Annotated in this window: 23 protein-coding genes; 11 read left to right on the top strand and 12 right to left on the bottom strand. The window is 65.0% G+C overall.

From position 1 onward, the window contains the following. The first annotated feature begins 183 nt into the window (after positions 1-183). Positions 184-1416, top strand: a complete 1233-nt coding sequence (locus HIM68_RS10815) for an N-acetylglucosamine-6-phosphate deacetylase (protein WP_253903887.1) — start codon at positions 184-186, stop codon at positions 1414-1416. Positions 1417-1586: 170 nt separating this feature from the next. On the opposite strand, the gene HIM68_RS10810 is transcribed toward HIM68_RS10815, so the two are convergent. Further along, a complete protein-coding gene (locus HIM68_RS10810) occupies positions 1587-3272 on the bottom strand; it encodes an HNH endonuclease signature motif containing protein (RefSeq protein ID WP_172172030.1) in 1686 nt (561 codons plus the stop codon). A 229-nt stretch (positions 3273-3501) separates the two neighbouring features. Here HIM68_RS10810 and HIM68_RS10805 point away from each other — a divergent pair, with 229 nt between their 5' ends. The 4 genes from HIM68_RS10805 to HIM68_RS10790 all read left to right on the top strand — a co-directional run bounded on the left by HIM68_RS10805 (position 3502) and on the right by HIM68_RS10790 (position 7247). Beyond that, the gene (locus HIM68_RS10805; protein WP_172172028.1) at positions 3502-4074 is read left to right on the top strand and encodes a hypothetical protein; all 573 of its coding nucleotides are present in this window, start codon (positions 3502-3504) and stop codon (positions 4072-4074) included. Positions 4075-4141: 67 nt separating this feature from the next. After that, positions 4142-4837, top strand: coding sequence for a hypothetical protein (locus HIM68_RS10800; protein ID WP_172172026.1), 696 nt, complete (start codon positions 4142-4144; stop codon positions 4835-4837). A 441-nt stretch (positions 4838-5278) separates the two neighbouring features. After that, positions 5279-5947 carry a copper chaperone PCu(A)C gene (locus HIM68_RS10795; RefSeq protein WP_172172024.1) on the top strand — a complete coding sequence of 223 codons (669 nt, stop codon included), beginning with the start codon at positions 5279-5281 and terminating at the stop codon, positions 5945-5947. After that, positions 5937-7247, top strand: coding sequence for a Dyp-type peroxidase (locus HIM68_RS10790; protein WP_367647510.1), 1311 nt, complete (start codon positions 5937-5939; stop codon positions 7245-7247). Before HIM68_RS10795 ends, HIM68_RS10790 begins: the two co-directional genes overlap by 11 nt. A 68-nt stretch (positions 7248-7315) precedes the next feature. Here the strand turns inward: HIM68_RS10790 and HIM68_RS10785 are convergent, their stop codons facing one another. From HIM68_RS10785 to HIM68_RS10760, 6 genes are all read right to left on the bottom strand, one after another. Further along, positions 7316-8218, bottom strand: a complete 903-nt coding sequence (locus tag HIM68_RS10785; protein ID WP_172172020.1) for a glycine betaine ABC transporter substrate-binding protein — start codon at positions 8216-8218, stop codon at positions 7316-7318. 338 nt (positions 8219-8556) lie between these two features. Then, complete coding sequence (locus HIM68_RS10780; protein ID WP_172172018.1) at positions 8557-9081, bottom strand: methylated-DNA--[protein]-cysteine S-methyltransferase; 525 nt, start codon at positions 9079-9081, stop codon at positions 8557-8559. 202 nt (positions 9082-9283) lie between these two features. After that, positions 9284-10192, bottom strand: a complete 909-nt coding sequence (locus tag HIM68_RS10775) for a glycine betaine ABC transporter substrate-binding protein (protein ID WP_139468995.1) — start codon at positions 10190-10192, stop codon at positions 9284-9286. Positions 10193-10246: 54 nt separating this feature from the next. Then, entirely contained in the window at positions 10247-11146 is a 900-nt protein-coding gene (locus HIM68_RS10770; protein ID WP_172172016.1) for a proline/glycine betaine ABC transporter permease, read from the bottom strand. After that, a complete protein-coding gene (locus tag HIM68_RS10765) occupies positions 11146-12456 on the bottom strand; it encodes a glycine betaine/L-proline ABC transporter ATP-binding protein (RefSeq protein WP_139468997.1) in 1311 nt (436 codons plus the stop codon). Before HIM68_RS10765 ends, HIM68_RS10770 begins: the two co-directional genes overlap by 1 nt. Before the next feature lie 351 nt (positions 12457-12807). Continuing rightward, the gene (locus HIM68_RS10760; protein WP_139469129.1) at positions 12808-13608 is read right to left on the bottom strand and encodes an alpha/beta fold hydrolase; all 801 of its coding nucleotides are present in this window, start codon (positions 13606-13608) and stop codon (positions 12808-12810) included. A gap of 57 nt (positions 13609-13665) precedes the next feature. On the opposite strand from HIM68_RS10760, the gene HIM68_RS10755 reads away from it, so the two are divergent. Continuing rightward, positions 13666-14568 (top strand): type I 3-dehydroquinate dehydratase, encoded by a 903-nt coding sequence (locus tag HIM68_RS10755; RefSeq protein WP_172172014.1) that lies wholly within the window; start codon positions 13666-13668, stop codon positions 14566-14568. A 175-nt stretch (positions 14569-14743) separates the two neighbouring features. On the opposite strand, the gene HIM68_RS10750 is transcribed toward HIM68_RS10755, so the two are convergent. Further along, positions 14744-15043 (bottom strand): DUF4235 domain-containing protein, encoded by a 300-nt coding sequence (locus HIM68_RS10750; RefSeq protein WP_092010107.1) that lies wholly within the window; start codon positions 15041-15043, stop codon positions 14744-14746. Between the two features lie 247 nt (positions 15044-15290). Between HIM68_RS10750 and HIM68_RS10745 the strand changes: the two genes are divergently transcribed. Beyond that, the gene (locus tag HIM68_RS10745; protein ID WP_139468999.1) at positions 15291-15491 is read left to right on the top strand and encodes a hypothetical protein; all 201 of its coding nucleotides are present in this window, start codon (positions 15291-15293) and stop codon (positions 15489-15491) included. A 106-nt stretch (positions 15492-15597) separates the two neighbouring features. Here HIM68_RS10745 and HIM68_RS10740 read toward each other — a convergent pair whose 3' ends face one another. Both HIM68_RS10740 and HIM68_RS10735 read right to left on the bottom strand, forming a co-directional pair. Then, the gene (locus HIM68_RS10740) at positions 15598-16485 is read right to left on the bottom strand and encodes an aminotransferase class IV (RefSeq protein ID WP_172172012.1); all 888 of its coding nucleotides are present in this window, start codon (positions 16483-16485) and stop codon (positions 15598-15600) included. Further along, entirely contained in the window at positions 16482-17585 is a 1104-nt protein-coding gene (locus HIM68_RS10735; protein ID WP_172172010.1) for a VIT1/CCC1 transporter family protein, read from the bottom strand. Before HIM68_RS10735 ends, HIM68_RS10740 begins: the two co-directional genes overlap by 4 nt. A gap of 475 nt (positions 17586-18060) precedes the next feature. Here HIM68_RS10735 and HIM68_RS10730 point away from each other — a divergent pair, with 475 nt between their 5' ends. The 4 genes from HIM68_RS10730 (at position 18061) to HIM68_RS10715 (ending at position 23883) form a co-directional block, all read left to right on the top strand. Continuing rightward, positions 18061-20211 (top strand): M28 family peptidase, encoded by a 2151-nt coding sequence (locus HIM68_RS10730; RefSeq protein WP_172172008.1) that lies wholly within the window; start codon positions 18061-18063, stop codon positions 20209-20211. 237 nt (positions 20212-20448) lie between these two features. After that, the gene (locus HIM68_RS10725; RefSeq protein WP_172172006.1) at positions 20449-20910 is read left to right on the top strand and encodes a DUF3817 domain-containing protein; all 462 of its coding nucleotides are present in this window, start codon (positions 20449-20451) and stop codon (positions 20908-20910) included. Between the two features lie 174 nt (positions 20911-21084). Then, positions 21085-22833: a flotillin family protein gene (locus tag HIM68_RS10720; protein WP_139909310.1), complete on the top strand. Its 1749-nt coding sequence runs from the start codon at positions 21085-21087 to the stop codon at positions 22831-22833. Positions 22834-22974: 141 nt separating this feature from the next. Next, the gene (locus tag HIM68_RS10715; RefSeq protein ID WP_139469005.1) at positions 22975-23883 is read left to right on the top strand and encodes a cation diffusion facilitator family transporter; all 909 of its coding nucleotides are present in this window, start codon (positions 22975-22977) and stop codon (positions 23881-23883) included. A 79-nt stretch (positions 23884-23962) separates the two neighbouring features. Here HIM68_RS10715 and HIM68_RS10710 read toward each other — a convergent pair whose 3' ends face one another. Continuing rightward, the gene (locus tag HIM68_RS10710) at positions 23963-25072 is read right to left on the bottom strand and encodes a tartrate dehydrogenase (RefSeq protein WP_172172004.1); all 1110 of its coding nucleotides are present in this window, start codon (positions 25070-25072) and stop codon (positions 23963-23965) included. 137 nt (positions 25073-25209) lie between these two features. After that, complete coding sequence (locus HIM68_RS10705) at positions 25210-26094, bottom strand: LysR family transcriptional regulator (protein WP_172172002.1); 885 nt, start codon at positions 26092-26094, stop codon at positions 25210-25212. Positions 26095-26147: the final 53 nt, after the last annotated feature.

The following is a 26147-nucleotide window of genomic DNA, read 5'->3' as shown; positions in this document are numbered from 1 at the left end:
TGGCGCGAGGCGGCAAGCGGTTTGTTCGCACCTTGGGGCGAGCCGACAGCCGATCTGTCGGCACAACACCCGTCGACACCTTGCCCGACGAGACCCTACTCGCCAAGACCCTACTGCGGGGTAAATTCACCAACTGATTCCGTACCCTGAATGAGGCGTTCGCAGAGCGATGGAAGGACCCTGATGACACAGACCGAACAGATCCCCGCCGAGGCGGTCATCCACAATGCGTGCATCCTCGACGGCGATCGGGTGACGTTCACCGAGGGGACCGCGGACACGTGGATCGCGGTCGCCGAGGGAACGGTCACGGCACTGGGCCGCGGGGACGGCTGGAAGGACAGGGCCGCCTCGGCGAGAGGCGAGGTCATCGACGCCGCCGGCGGATACGTGGCTCCCGCGTTCGTCGATATCCACTGTCACGGTGCGGGCGGTGCGAGCGCCGAGGACAGGAGCGAGGGGATCGATGCGATCCTCGACGTGCATCGGGCCCACGGCACCGGCAGGCTCGCTCTGTCCTACGTCTCCGACACGATCGAGGGGCTGTGTGAGTCCTTGCGCGCGGGCGCCGGACTCGTCCGTGAGCGGGCCATGGTCATGGGCCTGCACGCCGAAGGCCCGTTCCTGTCCCCGGATTTCAAAGGTGCGCATGCGCCCGAAGTGCTCACATCGCCGACTCCGGAGGCGGTCGAAGCAATCCTCGAGGCGGCCGATGGAACTCTGAGCCAGATCACCATCGCGCCCGAACTTCCCGGTGCTCTCGATGCGATCGGTCGGTTCTCTGCGGCAGGGGTGCGTGTGGCCGTCGGTCACACGGCTGCCGATTATGCGCTGGCCGCGCAGGCCTTCGAGGCGGGGGCGAGCATCCTCACCCACGCGTTCAATGCGATGCCCGGAATCCATCACCGTGCTCCGGGGCCGGTCCTCGCCGCGGCCGAGGCCGAGCATGTCACCGTCGAACTCATCAATGACGGCGTCCACGTGGTTGCCCCGGTCGCGCGTATGCTCCACGAACTCGTGCCCGGGCGCATCGCTCTCATCACTGACGCCATGGCGGCGACCGGCCTGCACGATGGGAGCTATCACCTTGGTTCGCTCCCGGTCGAGGTCAAGGATTCGGTGGCTCGTCTGGTCACCTCGGACGGCGCTCAGGGCGCCATCGCGGGGTCCACGTTGACGATGGACGAGGCTGTGAAGCGGGCCGTCGCCGAGGTGGGACTCAGCCCGTTCGACGCTGTGCAGTCCGCAGGATTCGTTCCATTGCGTGCGGTGGGCGGAGTGCCGGAGCCGGGTGATTCTCTGCAGGCGGCGGGCGGTGCCGCTGGTGCCGGCAGCCTGTTGGCTCCCGGAATGCCGGCGGATCTCCTGCTCCTCGATGAGGACATGAGCATCCGAGCCTCTTCATTGGGGGACTGAACCCGACTGAACCGGGCCGAATCGGGCCGAACCGGGCCGAACCGGGCCGAACCGGACTGCACCGAGTTGAATCGAGTTGAACCGGGCTGAACCGAGTTGAACCTGGAAAGTGGGCTGAACCCGGCCGAAGCTGGAAAGTGGGCACAGCTGTCCCCTGAAAGGAGGGGCGGCTATTTGTCGAACAGGGAGTCGACGATGTCGTCCGCGATGAAGCGGGCGTGGAGGATCGGCTTACGAGCCGGGTCCTTTGCGGCAGGCGGAATGTAGGCCGGTCGCCCGTCGAAGAGCATCACCGTGTCCCAGGCGGTGCGGTCGAGCAGGTGGTGGTGATAGCTGCAGAGCAGCGCGAGATTGTTGATCTCCGTCTTTCCGCCGAGCGACCATGGAAACACATGGTTGGCATCGCACCAACCGGGAGGGGCGTCACAGCCGGGGAACGTGCAACCTCGGTCACGGGCGGTGATCACTGCCAACTGTTTGCGATTGGCGAAGCGCTGTTCTGTGGCCACCTGCATCGTCTTGGCCCTGTCGCTCATGAGGTGGAAGAACAGCGAGCCGTTGAGGCCGTTTCTCATCAGTTCCTTGATGGGAATGGGATTGTCGGCGCCCGTGGTTCCGTGTCCTGTTCCTTTGGCCAGATCTTCGGCGGTGGCGTTGATGACGAGAGCATAAGGCGCTCCTGCAGCCGTCCGCTGCTTGTCGATCGTCGTGACGAGGCCGGCGAATCGTTCGTAGATCCATTCGCGCGCCGAGGGCTGTTCGGCGCTGACGTCCACGAAACCGCCGTCCTCACGAACGCCGACCCCGGGGACAGCTGCCGAATTTCCGCTCGTGCGAGCTGCGTTGAGATCGGGTGCCGGAACTCGCTTCGCGTCATATCGGTCACCGGAGAGCACCGCGTCGACGATCTCAAGCAGCTCTTTGTCTGGCAGCGGCGAGCTCGTTTCCTCAGAAGCACCGGTGACGGTGGCGGGATTGCCCGCGGCCGCGATCTCAGAGGCGCCGGTCGCCGAGTCGGCATCGGTATTGTCGGCACCGGCCTTGTCGTCTTCTCCCGCAGACTGGATTCGTGAGGTCAGCAGCCCGTTGAGAGTTCCGCCGGTGACGGGGTCGAGCAGTCCACGCAGCTCCCAGTCGCCGTTGGTCCTGGCACGCATGGACATGTTGTACGCCGAGCGGTCGGCCGAGTCGTTCGGCTCTGCGCCGTCCGGGTCGATATAGCCCATGAGCTTGCCGAAGATCTCGCGCAGATCCTTGAGGCGGACCTTGGGCGCGTTGTCGACCAAGCGCGTCTCGACGTCGGTGCGGACCGTCTGACTGACCCACGTGGGCAGTTTGCGCATGCAGTCTTCGATGACAGACGCCTGGGCGGCGGAGATCGTGCCGGCATGGAGCGCATCTGCGACGACAGGGTAGAGAGGCGGCAGAGCCTGTCCGGCCATGTCGACGCGTCCGCCGAGGTTCTTGGCCATATCGGTGCGGCGATTCGCCTCGGCGCCGGTGAGGTTGAATCGGTTCTCGATGAGCGACTTCGTCGACTTGGCGCCGAAATCGCTGGGTGTTCCGACACGTTCGCAGACGGAGAGCGCGAGCGTCGACAATGCATCGTTGATGCGTGTGATCGCCTCGACCCCATCGGCGAGCATGATGGCCTGATCCGCTCCCATGGGGCGATCGAACGAGCGCAGCTCATCTTTGAGGCTCATCAGCTGAGTGATCGAAGAGGTGACCTCGGGCGCAAAGCGGCTGAGATCTGCCCACTCCTCGTCGGCCAGCAGCGGGTGTCCGCTGGTCTGCGAGGAGTTGTCGGCGTTCCGATCGGAATGATCGGAGCTGCGTTCGGGAGTGAGGGTCATGGGGATGAATTCCGTTCACCAACATCGTTGTTGTTGGAATCCAGTGTACGCTCATAATGCGTGGAACGCCATAGATGATCGAAAAACGTTTCGAACATAAATTCAGTGTTCGTCACAGTTCGAGGATGCTCACAAGATTCTTTGTGTCCATGCAGGTCAGGGGTGGTGTCGGCTGTGGCCGAGGTGAACCGGCTTCGAATGTGTCAGTCGGTCGTGGCACGATTGGAGTATGGATGCCCTGCTCCTCATTGACACCGACGACGCCAGCTACCCCAGCGATGACGCCATGGAGACCCTCGGCGATATCGTCACCCGCACCCGCGCTGTGGGCGGTGTGCTCATCTTCGCGTCGACGAAGGCCGACCTCGCCGACACTCCCGATGAGGAGCTGAGCATCTTCGTCCCCGATGAGGAGGATCTCGTGCTCCGATCCGAGAGTCCGGATGTGTTCGAGGGCGTCGATGATCTGGCCGCAGGTCTGCATGACCTCTCCGTCGACCGGATCATCATCGCCGGCGCCGACGCCACCGCGGGCGAGCCAGGCACTGGAGCTGGCGAAGTCACCACTGACCCCGCCGCCCAGGCAGAGGGCGATGCCGACGCCGGCGCCGACGCGTCCTCGGCGGGCACCCCCGGAGCCGTCTACGCCTCGGCGATGGCGGGTCTTGTGTGCAACTTCGACGTCGTCGTCCTTTCCGACTCCACCACTGACCCCGATGGCAACCTCGTCGCCTGGGGGGATGCTGCCGCTGATGCCGGTGCCATGGTCAAGAAGACCGCCGATACCTGGCTGCGGATGTAGGCTCAGTCGCCTTCCCGAAATTGTTCTACATTGAGTAGAATGTGGGAGCGAGCTGAGAGGAGGGCCCATGACCGGATGGACGAAATCCGTACGTGCGCTCTTCGCTGCCCTCTTCACGACTCTCCTCGCCCTGCTCATGCACCTCGGTGCTGGTGGCGGCGTCTCGATTCCGGGCACTGTGGTCGTCTTCGTTCTCGTCCTCTGGGCGGCGATGATCGTCGCCGGCAGGCGCCTGGGCTACCTGACTCTGGCGGGCCTGCTCGGCCTCGGACAGGTGCTCATGCACCTGACGATGAGCTGGTCTGCACACACCTTCGCCCATGCGGGGGCCCACGCGGGAACCGCTCAATCCGGAAGCGGGCAGGCCGGAGCTGCAGGTGCCGGATCCACTTCCGCCGAGGCGGCCCTCCACGCCCACGCCGGACACATCGTCCCAGCCTCCGGCTCCCTTGATCTCGGTCCTGCCGCAACCGCGCTCGGACATGCGAGCCACGGGGCAACCTCGGCGGGGATGATCATCGCCCACGTCGTCGCCGTCCTCGTCACCGCCGTGATCCTCAAACGCGGTGAGGACATCGTCCTCAGCATTCTGCAGCTGGCCCTGGGCCCGGTGATCGGCGCGCTGCGAGCCCTCGCCGAGGCGGCCGGAATCCTGGCCGACGAACCGTTCCGCAAGCTCTGCGCTTCGCTCCGGGTGCCGCAGCCGGTCACCTCAGCGGTGGTCGGCCCGAACTACCGCCGCGGCCCTCCCGCGTTCGGCTGACATCCCAATCGGCGTTTGCAGCGCCGACCCACACCTGGTTTCCCGGGTGACCATCCATCTTCGGGCGACCGCCCAGACAGCGGCGGGCCGCCCCTCGGTGACAGTCGAACACGTCCGCGCACACCACTGCGCGCAGAAGACACGTACCCGCACCCTGGCCAGCACATGCCCTGCGCACTTGCACTCGCACGAGCTGCGCGCAGGCAACTGTGACCTACGCAAAGGCTCACGAAAGCGCTGCCGGTCAGCCGCGTTCCCTGCATACAGGCGGATGAACGCGATGCGGCTCAGCGCCCGCAGCTTCGGGCAGCAGAGACTCTGCGACCGAAGATCCTCGTCGTCTGACGGTGGGGGACACGCGGGACTGCCTGTGCCAACAGGTGACCGCGGCGCGCGCCGACATGTGCTCGACAGCACCTGAATGACGAAAGTGCAGACATCATGCGAAAGAACATCACCCTGGCCCTTGCCCTGCCCATCGCCGTCGCCATCGGCCTGGCAGGCTGCGGCCAAGACGACAGCAAGGCCGCCGGTTCGACACAGACCGACGGCGGCAGCTCCACCTCGGCGGAATCCTCGGAAAGCGCGGTCGACGCCGAAGCGCTCAGCTTCGACGGCGCATGGGTCAAGGCCGCCGACGACGGAATGACCGCGGTCTTCGGGGAGCTGAAGAACAACACCGACGCCGACATCAACCTCGTCGAGGCGAAATACGCGGACGCGGAGATGGTGGAACTCCACGAAACCGTAGGCGACAGCTCGGGCGGAATGTCCATGCAGGAGAAGAAGGGCGGCTTCACCATCCCGGCCGGGGAGAGCCTCCGCCTCGAGCCCGGAGGCGATCACATCATGATCATGGGACTGAAGAAGGCGATCAAGCCGGGCGAGCAGATCAAGCTCGATCTCGTCACCGCCGATGACGAGACCGTCGAGGTCACGGCCGTGGCCAAGGAGTACTCCGGAGCCCAGGAAGACTACGCGCCCGGTGAGGCCGAAGGTTCCAGCGACGACCACGGCGACCATGGTGAGCACGGCGACGAGGGCAAACACATCGGCGCCGACAGCGAAGAGCACGAGGACTCCGATCACGGAGACCACAGTGACCACTGAGCCCGGTCGCACCGGCTTCAGCCGCCGAGGTCTCCTGACCTCGGCGGCCGCGGCCGGCGGTGCAGGTGTCGTCGGTGCCACGGCCGGATTTGCGCTCGGCCGCGGTCCCAGATCACAGGGCACGAGCGCCGGTGACGGTGGGCCGCCTCGGCGAGATCTGGATGGCGCGAACGGGCCGCAGACCGAGCCGTTCTACGGCGCTCATCAATCCGGGGTCGAGACCCCGCCGCAGGCCTTCGCGCACTTCATCGCGTTCACGCTGGGGCCCGGGATCAAGGCCGCCGAAGCGGTGCGCTGGCTGCGGCTGCTCACCGCGGATGCAGCCGCGCTGACGCAGGGGCAGGCCCCGTTGGCCGACTCCGAATCCGAGCTCGCCGTCGACCCTGCCCGACTGACGGTGACCTTCGGGTTCGGATCCGAGCTGGTGGCGCTGGCTGGAAGGGAGCACGTCCCGGATTGGCTGAAGCCCTTGGAGGCCTTCTCGATCGATCGCCTCGATCGGGGCCGCTGCAAGGGCGACCTGCTCCTGCAGATCTGCGGCGACGACCCGCTGACCTTGGCACATGCCAGGCGCATGCTGTTCAAGGATTCGCGATCGTTCGCCGAGGTGGCCTGGCAGCGGGACGGATTCCGACGTGCCTACGGCAGCGCGGGGGAGGGGAAGACTCAGCGGAACCTCTTCGGTCAGCTCGACGGCACGGCGAATCCGGGACCCGGATCCGAGGACTTCGCGCGGATCATCTGGGGGCAGGCCACCGAGACCGCGAACCCGGTGTTCTCCGCCCGCGGGGAGCCGCCGGCCGACCTCGGTGCGCATCTGCCGGTGTGGATGCGCGGGGGAACGACGCTGGTTCTGCGCGATATCGCGATGAACCTCGACACCTGGGATCAGGCCGACCGACCGGCACGGGAGTTCGCGGTCGGGCGGACCATGGGCACCGGGGCACCGCTGTCGGGTGAGGACGAGTTCGACGTCCCGGACTTCACCGCCGTCGATCAGCGCGGACTGACGAAGATCTCACAGGTCGCGCATATCGCCCGGGCCCGCGACGGACTGGGCCCGGAGGTGCAGATCCACCGGCGCACGTTCAACTACGAGACCGGTGCGGGTGGGGATTCGGGACTGTTGTTCGCGTCTTTCCAGGCCGATATCGAACGGCAGTTCCTGCCGATCCAGCGCCGCCTCGCCGAGGTGGACCTGCTCAACGAATGGACGACCCCGATCGGGTCGACCGTGTGGGCGATCCCGCCCGGAGCGACCGAGGACGGGTACGTCGGGCAGGAATTGTTCGACGGCTGAGAAAGCGGCGCGGCCGCCGGACCCGCAGAAGCGGGGGCGGCGGCCGCACCGTATGTTCGCGCAGCGGCTCAGTCGGTGATCTCGGAGTCGAAGGCCTTCGGATTGTCCTTGATCCACTGGTCGACGGCGTCACCTTCCTGGCCCTCTTTGTATTCGTTGACGATGAGGTCCTCGAGCTCTCCGTACGTCTTGTCGTCGAGCTTGATCCCCTTGATGAGCTCCGACGCCTCAGGGAACTCGTCGCTGAAGCCCTCGGTGCCGAGGAAGTGCATCTTCTCCGGATCGCCCATGGCGTTCTTCGGATCCTTGAGCTCCTTGACGTCGTAGGCGTTGTTCGCCCAGAACGGACGCCACAGGGTGACGACGATGCCGTCCTGCGCCTCGATGGCATTGCCCAGCTCGGTGAGCATGGCCGGGGTCGAGGAGGTGACGAGTTCGAAGTCCTTCTCGAGGTCGTAGGCAGGCATCATCGAATCCTTCGTCACCTTGGTGAGACCGGCCCCGGGCTCGATGCCGACGATCTTGCCGTCGAACTCGTCGGCATTGTCTTTGAGTTCATCCATCGAATCGATGTCGACATAGTCGGGCACGACGATCGTGTTCTGCGCCTTGTCGTAATAGGTGCTGATGTCCTCGATCTTGTCGCCGTACTCATCCATGTACTGCTTGTGGGTCTTCTCCGGCCAGGCGGAGGGGTAGATGTCGATGTCGCCGTTCGCCACTCCCGCATAGAGGATCGCGGCCTCGGAGATCGTCTCCAGCTCGGGCTCGTATCCCAGCTTCTCGAGCTGGTCCTCGAGCAGGAACGCGGTGCTGCGGCTGTCGGACCACGAAGAGATGTAGCCGATCTTGATTGTGCCCTTGTCGCCGTCGGAGCCGGAGTCCTTACCGGCCTCCTGCGAGCACCCGGTCAGGGCGAGGCCCAGCGTCGCGCAGGCGGCGACAACGGAGGTGAGTGTGCGTGACTTCATCAGTTTCCTCTTCGTGGTGGCTGCTCGAGCGCGGTGAAACCGCCGACTCTGGCAATTCCGATCGTCCGAGCAGGAACATGTGAATGCAGGATCATTTGTGATCACAAAAGTTGGTACGGCAATGTAATCACATTATTCGCGTAACTTCCAGTGGCGTCCTCCAGATCTGCCGTGACCCCCGACCGGTGTCCGGAGAGCTCCGCCCGGCGGACAGCTGAATGCGGCAGACTACCGGCACGGAACGGGACCAAAACGAGCCCGGTGCGGGACCGAAGCGAGCCCGACGCGGTACCGAAGCGAGCCAGACGCGGGCCAAGAACGCTTCGGCGGCGTCAGCGTCAGAACAGGGGCTGCGGCAGGGCGTCTTCGAACTCGAGGAGGCGTCGCTTGGTCTCGAGCTCGTGCCCGGGCAGCCCGCCCGAATACCCGCCGAGCCCGTCACCGGCGACAACACGATGGCAGGGGGCGATGATCGGGATTGGATTGAGTCCCATGATCCCGCCGACGGCACGCGCCGGAATCCCGGTTCCGCTGGCTTCGGCGAGCTGTCCGTAGGTGACCGTGGTCCCTGCCGGGACCTCTTCGGCCAAGGTCGTCAAAACGGTCCTCGCGACGTCCGAGATCTGACCGAAGTCCACGGGCAGGTCGAAATCGCCGAGGCGGCCGTCGAAGTACGCTCGCAACTGGGCGACCGCCTCGACGAGGGTCGGGTCCGAGGCGGCGGCCGCCTCGGTGGGGATCGGATCGGCGGCGTCGGTCGCCTCGGCGGAAATGTGCCATTCGAGTCGGACGACGGACCGGCCGTCGCTTGTCACAGTGAGGGGGCCGACGAAAGTGTCGACGGTTGCCGAATCGGTCGTCATGGGATGTCCTCCGTCCGGGCCGGCACACCGAAAACGGTGTCAACGGCGATTCTCAGCCGAGTCTACTCATACGGCTGTGCCCTCCCGACTCGTCCGAGTCGAGAGGGCACAGCATATTCATGACCGCACGTCGGTCAATGGGGAAGCCCGCAGCTGAGCCGACGATGTCGTCCTCAGTGCGGCTGCTGCCGCGGCGTCAGGATCACTTCTCGTCCGGCAGCTCACCTTCGTAGGCGTCGGGGTTGGCCTTCAGCCACTCGGCGATGGCCTTTTTGCCATCATCCTTGTACTTGTTGACGACCAGGTCCTCGAGGTCTCCGTACTGCTTGTCATCCATCTTGATCTTCCCGACGTAGTCAGCAGCGTCGGAGAACTCTTCGCCGAAGCCCTTGGTCGCGGTGAAGTGGAGTTTCTCGGGGTCTCCCATCGCACCCTTCGGGTCCTCGAGGTCCTTGACCGGGTACTCGTTATTGGCCCAGAACGGACGCCACAGGGTGACGACTATGTCCTTCTTCGCATCGGTCGCATTGCCGAGCTCGGTGAGCATGGCAGCGGTCGAGGAGGTGACGAGTTCGTATTCGCCGTCGAGACCGTATTCCGGAATCATCGCCTTAGTGGCCTTGGTCAGACCGGCACCGGGCTCGATTCCGATGATCTCTCCGCCGAAGTCCTTGCCCTTGCCCTTGAGGTCCTCGATCGAGTTGATGTCCTTCATGTACTTCGGGACGGCGATCGTGAGGACGGCATTGTCGTAGTAGGCGCCGAGATCTTCGAGCTCGTCACCGTACTTGTCCACGTACTGCTTATGTGTGACCTCGGGCCACGAAGACGGATACATGTCGATATCGCCGTTGGCGACACCGGCGTACAGGACGGCTGCGTCGTTGAAGGTCTCGGTCTTGACGTTGTAGCCCATCTTGCCCAGCTGGTCTTCGAGCAGGAGCGAAATGCTCTGGCCGTCGGTCCAGCCGGTGACATAGCCGAGTGTGATGTCACCCTTGTCGCCGCCGCTTCCGCCGTCGTCCTTCGCCGCTTCCTGCGAGCAACCGGTCAGGGCAAGGCCGAGGGCTGCGACTGCAGCGACGATCGGGGTGAGGAATCTTCTCTTCATTGTGTGTTCCTTTTCTCTAGTGATCGACTATTTAAGACTGTGTGGTCGATTGACTCAGGCCGCTGCCGCGGCCGCTTTGTTCTTCGCGCTGCGACGACGCATTCCCGCCACGAGCGAGTGCGGGTAGTCCTTCGCATTGCCCAGGGCTGCGGTGACGCGATCGAGGTAGACCGCGATGATCACCACGCCGAGTCCGGCTTCGACACCGAGCGGCAGGTTCTGGGTGGCGATCGCTTCGACGACGTTCTTTCCGAGTCCGTCGGCGCCGACCATGCCTGCGATGACGGCCATCGCCAGTGCGAGCATGATGACCTGGTTGATGCCGGCCATGATCGTCGGCGTGGCCAAGGGCAGCTGGACTCCGCGGAGGATCTGGCCGGGAGTCGCACCGAAGGACTGTCCGGCTTCGACCGTCTCCGAATCGACCCCGCGGATGCCGAGCTCGGTGAACCGCACACCCGGGGGCAGAGCGAAGATCACCGTGGCCACGAGGCCGGGAACGACGCCGATGCCGAAGAAGGTGACCGCCGGGATGAGGTAGACGAAGGCCGGCATCGTCTGCATGAAGTCGAGGATCGGTTTGATGACCGCCGAGGCTCTGTTGCTGCGTGCGGCCAGGATTCCGACCGGGATGGCGATGATGATGGCGATGACAGCGGCGATGATGATCAGCGCCAGGGTCTGCATCGCGGCCACCCACTGATCCATCGTCATGATGAAGAACAGGGTGATGAGTGTGCCCACGGCCATCTGCCACGAGCGGAAGATCCAACCGATGAGCGCCAGCAGAATGATGATGACGAGCGGATGGAGGTCGACGAGCACGTCGGTGAGGACTTCGATGAGGAAGTTGAACAGCCAGGTGACGGCGTCGAAGAACCACGCGATGTTGTCTTTGAGCCAGTCGAATACGGTGTCGACCCAGGCTCCGATCGGAATACGGATGTTCTCCATCAGCGCTCACTCCTTTCACCGGTGGCCTGCGGTGCGACGGCATCATCACCTTCGGCGAGAACCTGGTCGATGATTCCGGTGTCGACCGGTTCGGGCCAGTCTTCGACAGCGGCTTCCGTCGAGGCCTCGTCGTTGCCGTTCTGCGTGCCGAGCGCGGCGAGCAGGGTGGCTCGGGGGACGACGCCGACGAGCTCGCCGTCCGCGTCGGTGACGGGCACCGGCAGAGGCATCTCCGCGGTCGGGAGGAAGAGATCGATGAGCAGGTCGTCCGGAGATGCGGGGTGGGCGACCGGTTTGATGATCTCGTCGAGAGTCGTGGCACCTGTCCGGATGTGTTCGATGCAGTCGCGGTCGCTGACGAGGCCGAGGAACTTCCTGTCCCTGTCCGTGACGTACACGCCTGAGGCGCCGTTGTCGCGCATGGTGCGCAGTGCAACTCGGGGACCGTTCTGATTGCTCACGGTCTGCCGAGCCTTCTCCATGACGTTGTTGGCAGTCAGCACGCGGGCCCGGTCGACGTCGTGGACGAACTGTGCCACGTAGTCGTTGGCCGGGTCGGTGAGGATGTCCTCCGGGGTGCCGACCTGGACGATGCGTCCGTTGCGCATCACCGCGATCCGGTCACCGAGGAACATCGCCTCATTGAGGTCGTGGGTGATGAAGATGATGGTCTTCTTCAGCTCCCGCTGCAGTTCGACGAGCTGTTCCTGCATCTCGCGCCGGATCAGCGGGTCGAGGGCGGAGAAGGCTTCGTCCATGAGGAGGATGTCGGTCTCTGCCGCCAGCGCGCGGGCCAGGCCGACGCGCTGCTGCATACCGCCGGAGAGCTGCTCGGGGAACTTGTCGCCCCAGCCTTCGAGGCCGACGGCCTTGAGCCAACGGTCGGCGGCCTTGTCCCGCTCCGCCTTCGCGACTCCGCGGATCTCGAGCGCATAGGCGGCGTTGTCGCGGACGGTGCGGTGCGGGAGCAGTGCGAAGTGCTGGAACACCATCGAGATGTGTTCGCTGCGGACCTTGCGCAGTGCGGCCGGATCGATCTTCGCGATGTCGGTGCCCAGCACCTCGACGGATCCGGCGGTGGGTGCCCAGAGTCCGTTGAGAGTGCGGATCAGGGTCGACTTGCCCGAGCCTGACAGGCCCATGACGACGAAGATCTCGCCGGCCTCGACTTCGAAGCTCGCATCGATGACGGCGGCGGTTCCGAGTTTTGTCAGATCATCTCGGTCGGCGCCCTCTTCAAGTCGTTTGACGACTTCGTTTTCGCGCTTTCCGAAAACTTTGTAGACGTGTGACGCTTTGACAACGCTCACGTGCTTCCTCCTTGCATTCTTGGCAGTCCGCAAGAACGAGAGGCTTCACCCCCGTTTGCACGGTTCGGTGCTCGCAGATCAGATCCGAATAGCTCAATTGCGCACGCGCCTCACCGCACACGGATATCTGATCCACCATTGTAGTTTTGTTCAGGGTTTTCGGTAGAGATCTTGTTGGGATTATGCGGCGCGTCGCCCTTGACTAGCGCTCTGACCTGGGCAAACAGATGTTCGTGCGTTACTTGATTGTTATAATCATCGATTGGAGCATGTAGGTATGCCGTTAATGGATTTGATAACGGATATGGGATTTTGATGCAGTAGGCGGCCTTGCCTCCGGAATTCCTGCCTTCAGGAATTCTGCAGCGATTCCGTGAGGAATCGGACCACGGCCGGAGTGACCACCTCGGCGAATTCTTCGAAGAATCCGTGTCGGCCTTCCGGCAGAATCAGCAGCTGAGATCCGGGGATGCGCTCGTGGAGGATGCGGGCGTTCCCGACCGGGTTCATCCGATCGGCATCGCCGTGCATGATCAGCGTCGGGGCGGAGATCTCGGGCAGCCGGTCCCAGGCATTGTGATTGGCGCTCACGCGCAGATGGGCGGATGACTCGGCCGCCGTCATCGTGTCGTCGCCGAGCATCTTGCTGTACTCCGCCGATACCGTCCATTCGGGGGTGTAGAAGAGGTCGAAGAGGTACTGCGTGTGCTCGTCACCACGCAGCCTCGCCAGAGCTTGGCCGACCTCACGCGGACGCTTGACGGCATGCGGCCCGCCGGGCGAGGTGCACCCGAGGACCAGAGCGCTCACCCGCTCCGGATAGTTGAGTGCCAGCATCTGCGAGATCCGCCCGCCCATGGACGTGCCGTAGATCGCGGCCCGATCCGCGCCGAGGTGGTCGAGCACGTCCACGGCATCTTCGGCGAAGCTCGCTGTCGACAGTTCCCCTAGCTCACCCCGGCTGCCGCCCGTTCCGCGATAGTCGAACGTGATCGTGCGGAAGTCCGGTTCGAAGTCCCCGCGCAGATCGTCCCACCACTCGTGCGAATTCGACTGGCCCTGCAGGAGGAGCAGTGCAGGAGCGTCCTCCGGCCCGCTGACCTGGACCTCGAGGGGGAAGCCATCGCGTGCGCTGATCCTGTCCACCTGCATCGTCTCCACCCGTGTCCTCCTGCCCGCGCGCGCCTGGTCACCGCCTACGCTTGAGAAATGAAATCCTTGCCGTTCCTCAATCCTGCCGCAGGATCGCCCGCGGTGCGCAATCCTGGGCGACCTGCCGTCATCGTGCCGACACAGGCAATCGATGCAGATGAGCTCACTGCCGAATGCGCCGCGGCCGCCGCGACCGGAATCGTCGACGCCGTCGAATGGCGCATCGATCCGCTGCTCCTCGTCGCCTCCGGTCCTGCGCAGGGTGGGGTGCGCACGAGTGTGCACAGCCTCGCCGAGGCGGCCCTTCGTCTGCTTCCGAGTGCACTCACAGCGGGGTTGCCGATCCTGCTGACCGTCCGCACCGGATTCGAGGGCGGGCAGGTGGAGATCACCGAGGACGACTACGCCGAGGTGGTGCGGGAACTCATCGCCGGGGTCGCCGACGTCGAGGCGGACGCCGGAACTGCTGCCGGCACCGGTCCCACCGGCACCGCCGCCTCGGGCGTTCCCGGCAGCGCATCAAGGGGCGTTCCCGTCGCCGTCGACGTCGAGATCGACCGGGCCGAATCGGGCTCCCTCATCGCCTCGGCGCGGGAGGCCGGCGTGCCCGTCGTCGCTTCGCACCACAATTTCGAGTCCACGGACTCACCCGAGCGCCTGCTGAAGACGTTCGCTGCGATGGGTGAGGCCGGTGCTGATGTGGCCAAGGTGGCGATGATGCCGCAGGCGCCGGCCGATGTTCTGCGTCTCCTGGAGGCGACTGCCGCGGCGGATGCCTCGCTGCCGGTTCCCGTGCTCGGAATCTCTATGGGATCGTTGGGCCGGACGAGCCGGATCATGGGCGCCGACTTCGGCAGCTGCGCCACATTCGCGCAGATCGGTCAGGCTTCGGCGCCGGGGCAGGTTGAGGCATCGATCCTCGCCGAGATCCTCGACCGCGTCGGACCTAGGTGTGGATGAGCGGCCTCAAAGTTCATACGCAGTGATCTTGATCAGGGCGTATGAATTTCTGACTCGCGTTTGCTGGCGGGCCGGGCTCAACCGGCAGATTTCGCCAGGGAAGCAGACGGCCCGCGAAGCACGAGCTTCGCGGGCCGCTTCGCTGCTGCAGAAGCAGCAGAAGGTCAGCGGAAGATCAGTCAGTGACCTCTTCGATCTGCTTGCGGAACTTCTTCGGCAGGGCCTCATCGCCGAAGTTGTTGCGCACGGTGTTCGCGGCGATGCGCTGAACCACGAGCTGAGCCACGGCCACACCGACACCGGAGACGATCGTCCAGGCCAGGGCCTCGGACATCGAGATCTCGTCATCGACGGGGTTCGACGGCGCCGGGCGCTTCGTCGACTTCTCCCACGCGAAGGTCAGGGTCTTGCGAGCGACGAATGCAGCTGCGATAGGCGCTCCCACGCCGATGATCTGCCAAGCGAGCTTTCCCATGCTCGTGTCCTTTCCTTTGAACATTGAGTCCCACGACTCTGACGAGACGCGGGAACGTATTCCGTCGAAGTCAACACTAACGCAGGACGATGCGCGCGAGGCCACCCGAGATTGAACGAGGTCGAGAAAGTTCGCTCATTTCATACTTTTGGGGGATGTGCCGGGCAGACCGGGGGAGATAGCGTGAGAGCACGCTTCGATCGGGCAAGGGAAGGTCTGGGTCGAAACGTGAAGAGAAAGGCACACGATGCTGAGGAAGTGGAAGACGCGCGTCGTCACCGGACTGTTCGTCTGTGGCGCCCTCGGATTCCTGCTTGCGCTGCTGCCGGGAATGTCCGGCGTCTTCTGGCCGGTGTGGCTGATCAGCTGCGCCGCCTGCATCCTCGGGCTCGTTCTCGCCTTCACTCTCCCCTCGGCGAAACCCGCCGACGCTCTGCCCCGAGCCTGAGGGCTCGGGGCAGCGCATCCCCGAAGGCGCCCAGAGTCCGGCCACCCCGGGGCGGCGTATCCCCGAAGGCGCCTGCCGCCGCTCGGAGCCGGCGGCTCCCACGGCCTCACCGTCCGCGGATGATCTCCTGGAACCTGTCAGTCAGAGTCTGATCGACTGAGATCGCGTTCCCGTCGAGTTCGCGCAGCGCTACCGCCGTGCGCATCGACGAGACGTACCAAGCCCCATCCGCCGCCTTGACGTCGTCGAGGCTCAGGTCGGCATATTCGGCGCTCAGGCCCAGTTCCTCCGCATGATCGAAGATGAGGCGCTGCGTCGTTCCCGACAGCAGGCCCGCCTCCGGATTCGGAGTGAGCAGGTGGTCGCCTCGGCGGATGATGAGATTCGCGGTCGGTCCTTCGAGCACGATTCCGTCATGGGAGACGAAAAGCGCCTCATCGGCGTCGTTGGCCGCGGCATAGCGGCCGGCGGCCTGATTGACCGCATAGGACAGAGTCTTCGCGCCGATGAGCAGCCACGGTGCCTTACTGCCGATATAGGCGTCGAATCCGCGGTCGAGGCTGACGGCGGTGACACCTTGCTCCCGAGCTGTACGGATGTGGTCGTCCACGGGCACGGGAAAGGCCCACCCGCGGCCCCGTAATGCGCCGTTCGCATCCTGCTCCCCGCGGGAGAGAGCGTAGCGGATCCCGAACTCGACATTCTCGGGATCGGCGGCGGCCACCTCGGCGATGAGGGAATCGATGACCCGATCCCACAGTCCTTGGTCGGGATCGGGCAGATTCAGCGCCGAGGCGGATGCGCGGAACCGGGTGAAGTGCCGTTCCCGTGACACCACGGTGGCACCGTGCGCACCCACGCTCACCAGTACGGTTTCGAAGATCCCGTCCCCGCGATGAGCGGAGAGGTCCGTGACGGGCAGTTGGGCGGAACGCAGGTCGGTGAGTTCGAACGTGCCGGTGGCGGGGTTGACGAGGATGAGCGGATCGGTCATGCGGTACCTCCGAAGAGCAGGCCGAGGGCGTAGGTCACGGCAGCGGCGCCGAAGCCGATGCCGAGTTGGCGCAGGGCGCGGGGGCCGGGCGATTTGCCGGAGAGCAGGCCGACGATACCGCCGGTGAACAGCAGTGCGATGCCGACGAGGCCGGCGGACAGGAATACGGCGGGCAGTCCGGACATGCCGAAGATGTAGGGCAGGATCGGGATGAGCGCGCCGGAGGAGAAGAAGCAGAAGCTTGAAAGGGCGGCGCCGAGGCCGGTGCCCAGTTCGTCGCGGTCGACTTCGGAGTCGAGGTTCGGCAGCCTCGGTGCCTGTTTGTTCTTCGCCGCGGCGATCGTGCGGTTGGCGCGGGCCTCGGCTTCGCGGGCTTTCATTCCGCGGGCGCGGAAGACGAGAGCGAGCTCGTTGGCGTCGATGTTGAGGTCGGCCAGAGCGTGCCGGGACTCGGGATCCGGAGTGGAGGCGTCGAGGAGTTCGCGCTGGGAGCGCACCGAGATGTATTCGCCGGCTCCCATCGACAGGGCTCCGGCGAGCAGTCCGGACACGCCGGTGAGCAGGATGACGGTGTTCGAGACTCCAGCCGCGCCGACACCGAGGACGAGGGCGAGGTTCGAGACCAAGCCGTCGTTGGCGCCGAAGACGGCGGCACGGAAGTTTCCCGACAGGCGGGCGCGGGAACGGGCGGCCAGGGCACGGACCACCTCGGCGTGGATGCGTTCATCGGCGGCCATCTCGGCCGAGGCGGCTTCGTCTTCGTCGTACGGCGAGCTCGTCTCGGATTGTTGAGCCAGGGCGAGGACGAACACGGAGCCGAACATGCGGCCGAGGAACGCCAGGCAGCGGGTGACGAGATCGGCGGAGCGGCGCTTCTGGGCGTGTTCGCCGAGGAGGGAGATCCAATGCTCCTGATGCCGGGATTCCGCTGCGGCGAGGCTGAGCAGGATCTCGCGGTCTTCGCCCTTGCGGCGTTCGGCGAGGTTGCGATACACCCGTTCCTCGAGCCGCTCGTTGGCGAGGTAGCGCTGCCAGCGGCGAATGGTCCGCCGGTCGGGGGAGGCGGGCGGAGTCCCTCCTGCGGAGTCATTGGTCGTCACTGGTCCAAGTCTAGTCGTGCGGTCTGATTCCGGCACGGGCGGCCGTGAGGGGGCTGAGAAGACGGGCCGGGTTGCGCGGTGCGATGCGCGGGCAGGCAGCAGGTGAGGCCGGGGCGTCGCGGGAGTGACCGGTGGTGCGGCCGCAGTCGCCGCAGAGAATCCGCATGTGAACCGCAGACAGTCCGCGCGTGCGAAATCAATCAGTGACCGGTTGTTATCAATTCGTAACATTAAAGCCCGCTGGGGTGCGTTAGATTAATGACCAATGTGAGTTGTGTCACCGTTTCGTTATAGAAGCATGTGATTCGTTACCAACGACGAATCATGGCGAAGCGTCAGAATCGAGCTTCCCCGCAAGTGCAGCCGTAGAGAGGCCGACACCGGTATGGCCGAGGAGCCATACCCTGGCGGTCGCTTCCGGTGCGCCGTCATGTGCGATTCCTCTGGACACAGACAAAGGAGCGAAAGGAACTCCATGAAGTTGCGCACGAAGAGCTGGCTGGCGGTCACCGCCACGGCCGGACTGGTCCTCGGCGGGGTGAGCCCGGCACTGGCAGCGGGCACCGCGGGGCCGACTGAACACACCGATATGGGCGTCAACGGCGACGCCGTGATGGAACATCTGCAGAAGATCTCCGACATCTCCACCTCGCATGCGGATGAAGGATTCCGCGCGCTGGGCACGCCCGGCTACGAAGAAGCCGTGGAATACGTCGAATCCACCCTCGAGGCGACCGGTGCCTTCGATGTGAAGCGTCAGGCCTTCGAGCACGAACAGCAGAAGGACGGCACGGTCGAGGTTGTCGTCGACGGCGAGAAGGTCGATGTCAACACCGCAAGCTACACCGAGGCGACCGAAGAACCGCTGACTGGCATACCCGTGGTCCTGCCGGTCGATGATGACAACAGCGACCTTGCGGGCGGGCAGCTCGGCTGCTCTGCCGATGATTACGATGAGTCTGCTGAAGGCGCGCTCGTCCTCGCCTCCCGCGGAGAGTGCTCGTTCGGTGAGAAGGCGCAGGCCGCCACCGATGCCGGTGCCGCCGCGCTCATCATCTACAATAATGACGCCGACAATCCCGACGAGGAGCTCAACGCCACCCTCGGTGAGCGGATTGAGAATGGCACCCCGACCGTGACGGTGACCTACAAGGTCGGCCAGGATCTCCTTTCCAAGGTCGAGGACGCAGCGGAGGCCGAGGGTGCGACTGAGAACGCCGGCACCGAGGCCGGCAGCGGCCTCGCCGGTGGAGGCGAGGCGAATGGAGCCGACGACGCAGACGAAACGACGGGCGACGAAGCTGAGGCCGGCAACGATGCCGCAGCGGCCGCCGTGCTCACGGCCGATTTCACGCTCGAGACCGAGTATGTGACCTCGACGACATGGAACGTCATCGCCGAGACCAAGGCCGGCGACCACGACAACGTCCAGATGTTCGGCGCCCACCTCGACGGCGTGGCCGAAGGTCCCGGCGTCAACGACAACGGTTCGGGATCTGCGGCGCTTCTCGCTTCCGCCGAGGCGCTCGCGAAACAGCCGACCGATGTCGACAACGCCATCCGCTTCGGTTGGTGGGGAGCCGAGGAAGAGGGACTCGTCGGTTCGACACACTACGTGGAGAGCCTCGACGATGCCGAGCTGGGCAAGATCAAGTCGTACATGAACTTCGACATGATCGGGTCCGACAACTACATCGTCGGCACACTCGACTCGGATGGCTCAGATGTGCCGATTCCCGACGGCGTCAACGTCCCCGAAGGCTCGGCCGAACTCGAGAAGGTCTTCACCGACTACTTCGCCGATATCGACCAGCCCAACGTCGGCACCGATTTCTCCGGGCGCTCGGACTATCAGGCGTTTATCGACAACGGCATCCCGGCCAGCGGCCTGTTCTCCGGCGCCGACGGTACGAAGACCGCCGAGGAAGCCGAGATGTTCGGCGGCACCGTCGGTGAGAAGCATGACACGAACTACCACCAGTCCACGGACACGATCGAGAACGTGAGCAAGGAATCCATCGACATCTTCGCTCCCGCCATCGGCTTCGCTGTCCACACGTTGGCCTATGACCTCACCGACGCGCCGACGGATCCTCCCACCGATCCGACGACTCCGCCCACGGATCCCACTGATCCGCCCACGGAGACGCCGACCGAGGCTCCTGATGAGCGGGCTCTGAGCATCGATCCGAAGACGATCGAGGCGCCGGACTTCGTCAGCGAGAAGGGAGTCCAGGTCGCGGTCACCGGCTGCACCGCCGACTCCACCGCGACGATGACGGTGACCCCGAACAACGGGAAGATCGAGAAGTTCGAACAGACTGCCGAGGTCGGCGCCGACGGCACCGCTCGATTCGGAGTCCGCGGGCTCGATGCGTCGATGGTTGACAGCTACATCGGAACCTACGACGTCACGGTCGACTGTGAAGGCGGGAATCCGCTGACCGGATCCTTCGAGGTCGTCGCCGAGGGTGACGGGCCGGGTGCCGGTGGCGGCGGCAACGGTGGCGGCGGAGGAGATCTGCCGCGCACCGGTAACGAAGCCCTGCCGCTGATCCTCTCGGCCGGAGCGCTCATCGTGCTCGGTCTGGCGATGACGCTGGGTTCACGCCGCCGCCGCAGCTGAGCGGCATCCGAGACAACGTGCCCTGAACGGCACGGACGGCCCGACGTGGGCCGGTGACTGGAGACGGTCGCCGGCCCGCGTCGGGCCGTTCTCGTCCGCGATGATGACGATGGCCGCGGTTCGAATCCGGCGCCGATGACGCAGCTGAGTCTGCCCTGAACCAGATCTGAGATCGAGCGACTCACCTGGCGGCGCTCCTCAGGGGGCGTTCACCTTGTCCGGGCACAATGGTCTTCTGTGACTCCCAAACGTTTCTTCACCTTCTTCGCCATCGCCGAGACCGTCACCTGGACTCTGCTGCTCATCGGCATGTTCCTCAAACACGTCACCCACACCACCGAGGTGGGGGTGCGGATCGGCGGAGGCATCCACGGCTTCATCTTCATCTGCTTCGTCATCGCCGTCATCGGCGTCGGCACCTCGCAGCAGTGGAGCAAGCGTCGCATCGCCACGGGTCTCGGATCGGCGATCATTCCCTACGCCACGATTCCCTTCGAGCGTTCCGTCGAGAAGACCGGATCTCTCGAAGGCGACTGGGGTCTGGGCCGCAACGGCCGCACCCCGCAGACCTGGTTCGAGAAGCTCACCTCGTGGTGCATCCGTTCGCCCTGGCTGGCCATCGGGCTGGGCATCGTCTTCGTCATCCTCGTCTTCTCGGGGCTGCTCCTGGCAGGCCCTCCCGGCGATTGGGGCAAGTGAACCTGATCACTGCCGCGGCGGGGTGAGGGCGGACTTCCACCGCGCGGGTGACGGTCGGGACGGCCGCCTCGGCGAGATTCTGCCCTGTCGCGTGTCAGAGCGCTCGCATAGGATGGAAGGGATCGGCCGGCGATCGGTCGGTCGGCACACCCCACCGCGATGAAAGGCCCACTGATGGACCTGCTCTTAGGCGCCGGAGGAATCGGCGTCCTCGTCCTCATCATTCTGATCGCCCTGTTCGTGATCCTGCGCTCCTACAAGATCGCTTCACCGTCCGAGGCGCTCATCATCACCGGCCGGAACGCCTCGGGCGCGTCGGGAACCGGGCGCATCGTCATCGGGGGCCGCTCGGTCGTCTACCCGATCGTGCAGAAGGCGTTCATCCTTTCACTGTCCTCGCGGCAGATCTCCGTCGAGATCGACGGCATCTCCATCAACGGCATCGCCCTGCGTCTGCGCGGCGTCGCCCAGGTCAAGGTCGGCGGCACCGAGGACGATGTGCGCAAGGCCGCGCAGCGTTTCCTCGATCAGCAGGACCAGATCGACCACTACTCGAAGGAGATCCTCTCGGGTACCCTGCGCGCAGTGGTCGGCACGCTCACCGTCGAGCAGATCATCCAGGACCGTGCTTCCTTCGCCGCGCAGGTGCAGGAAGAGTCCGCGCACTCGATGAACAATCAGGGCCTCATCATCGACACGTTCCAGATCTCGGCCGTCGAGGACGAAGGCAGCTACCTGCGCGACTGGGGTCGTCCGCAGGCCGCCGAGGTGGCGAAGAACGCAGCCATCGCCGAGGCGAACGCCGGCCGTGCCTCGGCCGTCGAGCAGGCGCAGCAGAACGAAGAGACCCAGAAGCAGCAGGCGCTCACCGATCAGGCGATCGCCGAACAGCAGCAGCAGCTGGCCCTGCGCCGGGCCGCGCTGAAGGAAGAGGCCGATCAGCGGCAGGCCACGGCAGACAACGCCGGTCCGTTGGCCGCGGCGGCCGAGAAGCAGAAGCTGCTCGAAAAGGATCGGATCGTGGCGAAGGAAGCCGCGGAGCTGCGTGCCGAACAGCTCGACGCCGAAGTGCGCCGCCCGGCCGACGCCGAACGCTACCGGCAGCAGGCCGCGGCCGATGCCCGTGCCTATGAGATCGAGGCGCAGGGCCGGGCCGAGGCCGCCGCCGAACTCCACCGTCGGTCGAAGGACGCCGAGGCCATCCGCCTCGAAGGTGAAGCCGAGGCCGATGCGATTCGTGCCCGCGGTGAAGCCGAAGCCGAGGCGCTGCGTGCACAGGCCGAGGCCTACAAGCAGTTCAACGACGCGGCCGTGCTGTCGAAGGTGCTCGAGGTGCTGCCCTCGGTCGCCGGGGAGCTCGTGGCGCCGTATGCGAACATCAAGGATCTCTCCATCGTGTCCACCGATGGCGAGTCGAAGCTCGCGAACTCCGTGTCGAACAACCTCTCGCAGGTCCTCGAGGTTGTGCGCGGAACGACTGGTGTCGACCTCACCGACCTCGTGGCCAAGGCGAAGCGCTCCGGCGGAGCCGGCTCGAGTGGTGATGGTTCGGGCGAGCCCGGTGGAAACGGCGGGGCCGGTGGTTCTGGCGGGACTGCTCCCGATGGTTCATCTGGGGCGGACCGCGCCTCGGACGAGATCGTCGACGGGGTCGTCGCAGACGACGCGGCTGCCGGTCCGCGATCGACAGGCACGGGATTCGACCCGAAGGCTTTCCTCGATGACAGCGGCGTCGACCTCGACCGGATCGGCGACGAGGTGAAGAAGGCCACCGGCTTCGATGTGCAGGCCTATATCGACGAGGCGAAGCGTCGCCTCGACGAGAGCGGTTCAGGCGCGTCCGGGGCGGATGCGGCAGGCATCCCCGACAGTAACGATCCGGGCGACGAACAGGACGACGACGGCAAGGGCTCCCAGGGCTGACCGCCGCCCCAGGTGAGGGGCGCCCAGCTCACGCAGGAATCGGCCGTCGAGGACATCCTCGGCGGCCGCTTCTTTCGTGGAGGTCGGTCAGATGCATAAACAAATGTGCATATGTTAATGTGTTGAATCGAGGAGGTATCAATGGCTCACGATCATGCGCATGGTTCAGGTTCGCGGCGGCAGCTGCGGATCGTCTTCGGTATCGTCGCGACGATCTTCGTGTTTCAGCTCATCGGTTCGGTGGTCACGGGTAGTCTTGCGCTGCTCATCGACACCGGCCACAACGCCGTCGATCTCATCGGCATCGGCATCGCGCTCTTCGCGGCGAGCTTGATCAGCAAACCGACGGGCGGACAGAAGACCTGGGGGTTCCGCCGGGCGGAAGTACTCGCGGCCGGCGCCCAGGCGACCCTGCTGCTGGGGCTCGGCGTCTACAGCCTCATCGAAGGCATCCGGAGATTCTTCGTCCCGCCGGAAGTGCCCGGCCCGGGCCTGCTGCTCTTCGGTGCCATCGGCCTCGTCGGCAACCTCGTCTCCATCGTCATCCTCAGCTCATCGAAGGAAGACTCCCTCAATCTCAAGGCCGCATTCCTCGAGGTCATCGCCGATGCGCTCGGCTCGGTGGCCGTGATCTTCGCCGCCCTGGCGATCTGGCTCTTCGGCTGGGACCGGGCCGACGCCGTGGCTGCTCTGGTCATCGCGGCGCTCATCGTCCCCAGGGCGTTCGCCATCCTGCGCGAGACCGGATCGATCCTGCTCGAAGAGGCGCCGAAGGAACTCGACCTTGACAAGGTCCGCGAGCATCTCGAGTCAGTCGAACACGTGCAGGAAGTCCACGACCTCCACATCACCCGCATCGACTCGAACCTGCCGGTGCTCACCGCTCATGTCGTTCTCGCCGATGAATGCTTCTATGACGGGCATGCTCCGCGCATCCTCAAGGCTCTGCAGGAATGCCTGACGGAGCACCACAAGATCGCGATCGAACACTCGACGTTCCAGTTCGATCGGGCGAAGGACGCCGCCGAGGAGACTCACACCCACGACTGAGGCGGCCCTCCCTGTGTGGGTCGGTGACCGGTGAAGGGAGGGCCGCCTCGGTGGGATTCGGGTCTCTGCCGGGCGCTGCTCAGACGGCTGTGAGATCCTCGGCGTGGATGGCTTCGAGCTGAGCGACGATCGCCTCGGTCATCTCGACGGTATTCGACTCGCCGCCCAAGTCTCGTGGCAGGATCCCGGCTCCGGTGGCATTCTCGATGGCCCGGCGGACGCGGTCGGCCTCTGCTGTCAGTCCGAACTGGTCGAGCATGAGTGCGGCCGACGAGATCGCTCCGATCGGGTTCGAAATTCCCTGTCCGGCGATGTCCGGGGCGGAGCCGTGCACAGGTTCGAACATCGAGGGGAAGCGTCGCTCGGGGTTGAGGTTCGCGCTCGCTGCGAGGCCGAGGCTGCCGGCCAACGCCGAACCGAGATCCGAGAGGATGTCGGCGTGCAGATTGGATGCGACGACAACGGACAGCTGCTCCGGGTGCAGGACGAATTTCGCGCTCATCGCGTCGACGAGGACGCTCTCGGTCTCGACATCGGGGTAGTCCTGGGCGACACGGACGAACACTTCGTCCCACAGCACCATTCCGTACTGCTGAGCGTTCGACTTCGTCACGCTGGACACCTTCTTCACGTCCCGAGTGCGCGCGATATCGAACGCGAAGCGGATGATCCGTTCGCATCCCTTCTCCGTGTGCAGGCTGGTCTGCAGCGCCACCTCGTTGCCGGGGCCGCGTCCGCTGAGGTTGCGGCCGCCCATCCCTGCGTACTCACCTTCGCTGTTCTCCCTGACGACGATCCAGTCGAGCTCGGTATCGTCGGCCTTCCGCAGCGGGGACTCGACGCCGGGCAGGAAAGTGACGGGGCGGATGTTCGCCCACTGGTCGAAGGGCTGTGTGATCGCCAGACGCAGCCCCCACAGGCTGGTGTGGTCAGGGACGTCGGCCGAACCGACCGCACCGAAGTAGATGGCGTCGTGCTTCTCGAGTTCCTCGAGTCCGCCTTCGGGGATGTACCGGCCGTTCTTCAGGTAGTACTCCGAGCTCCAGGGATACTCGGTGACCTCGAACTCGACTGTCCCTTCGGACTGTTTGGCGATGGTGTCGAGCACGCGCAGTCCGGCGGCGACGACCTCGCCGCCGATGCCGTCACCGGGGATGGAGGCGATCGAGAAGGTCTGTGATTCCGTCATGATTCTTTCGTCCTTGGTCGAAGGGAGTGGAGAGCTCGTGGCGCCTGCGGCGCCCGGGCGTATCGCTCTGACTCCATTGAGCACTCGATCCGTTGATAAGTCCAAGATCGGATTGTGATGATTCAGATAGGTGGTGCCTATAGCTGAAGATCGATCGCCAGCTGCAGCAGTCGAGCTGCCGCGGGCGTCAGACCTTCTTGACGTGCGATGGCCGAGACGTGCAGAGACGGTGCGCCGGAGATCGGGGCCAGGCGCACCTGGCCTTCGGCGGCAAAGCTCTGCCAGGAGGCGGGCAGCACCGCTTGGCCGATGCCGGCCCTGACGAGGGGGAGGATCGAATTGCGGTGAGTCACCTCGGCGACGATGTCGATATCGATGCCGCGCCCGATGAGCTCGTCGACGTACGCGCGCATGAGCGAGCCCCTGTGGGAGACGATGAGTCGTGTGCCGGCGAGGGATTCCGGGGTGAACGCCTCGGCATCGAATGAAGCGGACATGGACGGGCCGGTGGCGAGCATGAGGGGCTGGTCCGCCAACGGGACGACCTGAAGGTCGCTGACCAGCAGAGGGCCGCGTCCGCCGAGGAATCCGATCTCGGCGCGACCGTAGCGGACGGCTTCAACCGTCTCGTCGACGGTGAACGTGCCGTTGAGATCGAACGAGACCTGTGGGTGTTCACGCGTGAAAGTCGACAGCAGAGACGTCAGCGGCTCGATGCTCGGGGTGGGCATCGCCGCGATCTGGATCCGACCCGACCGCAGTCCGCGCAGGCCTCGCACGTGCGCTTCCGCCGTCTCGAGGTCGCGGATGACGAGCCTGGCCGGTCCCTCGAGTTCCCTGCCCGCTTCGCTGAGCGTGATGCGACGTCCGACCCGGTGGAAGAGTGTCACACCGAGCTCCCGTTCGAGCCCTTTGATCGTCTGCGACAGAGAGGGCTGCGCGACGAGGAGTGACTCCGCAGCTTTCGTGAAGCTGCCGGTGTCGACGACGGCGAGGAAATGGCGGATCTGACGAATATCCATAGGTCAAGACTATCGATTGCATCGAAAAATAGCCTTGGACTATTCGAGCCCGG

This window comes from Brevibacterium sp. CT2-23B (assembly GCF_013168765.1).
Lineage (GTDB): Bacteria > Actinomycetota > Actinomycetes > Actinomycetales > Brevibacteriaceae > Brevibacterium > Brevibacterium sediminis.
The sequence above is the reverse complement of the archived record's forward strand: the minus strand, read 5'-3'. Positions and strand labels throughout refer to the sequence as shown.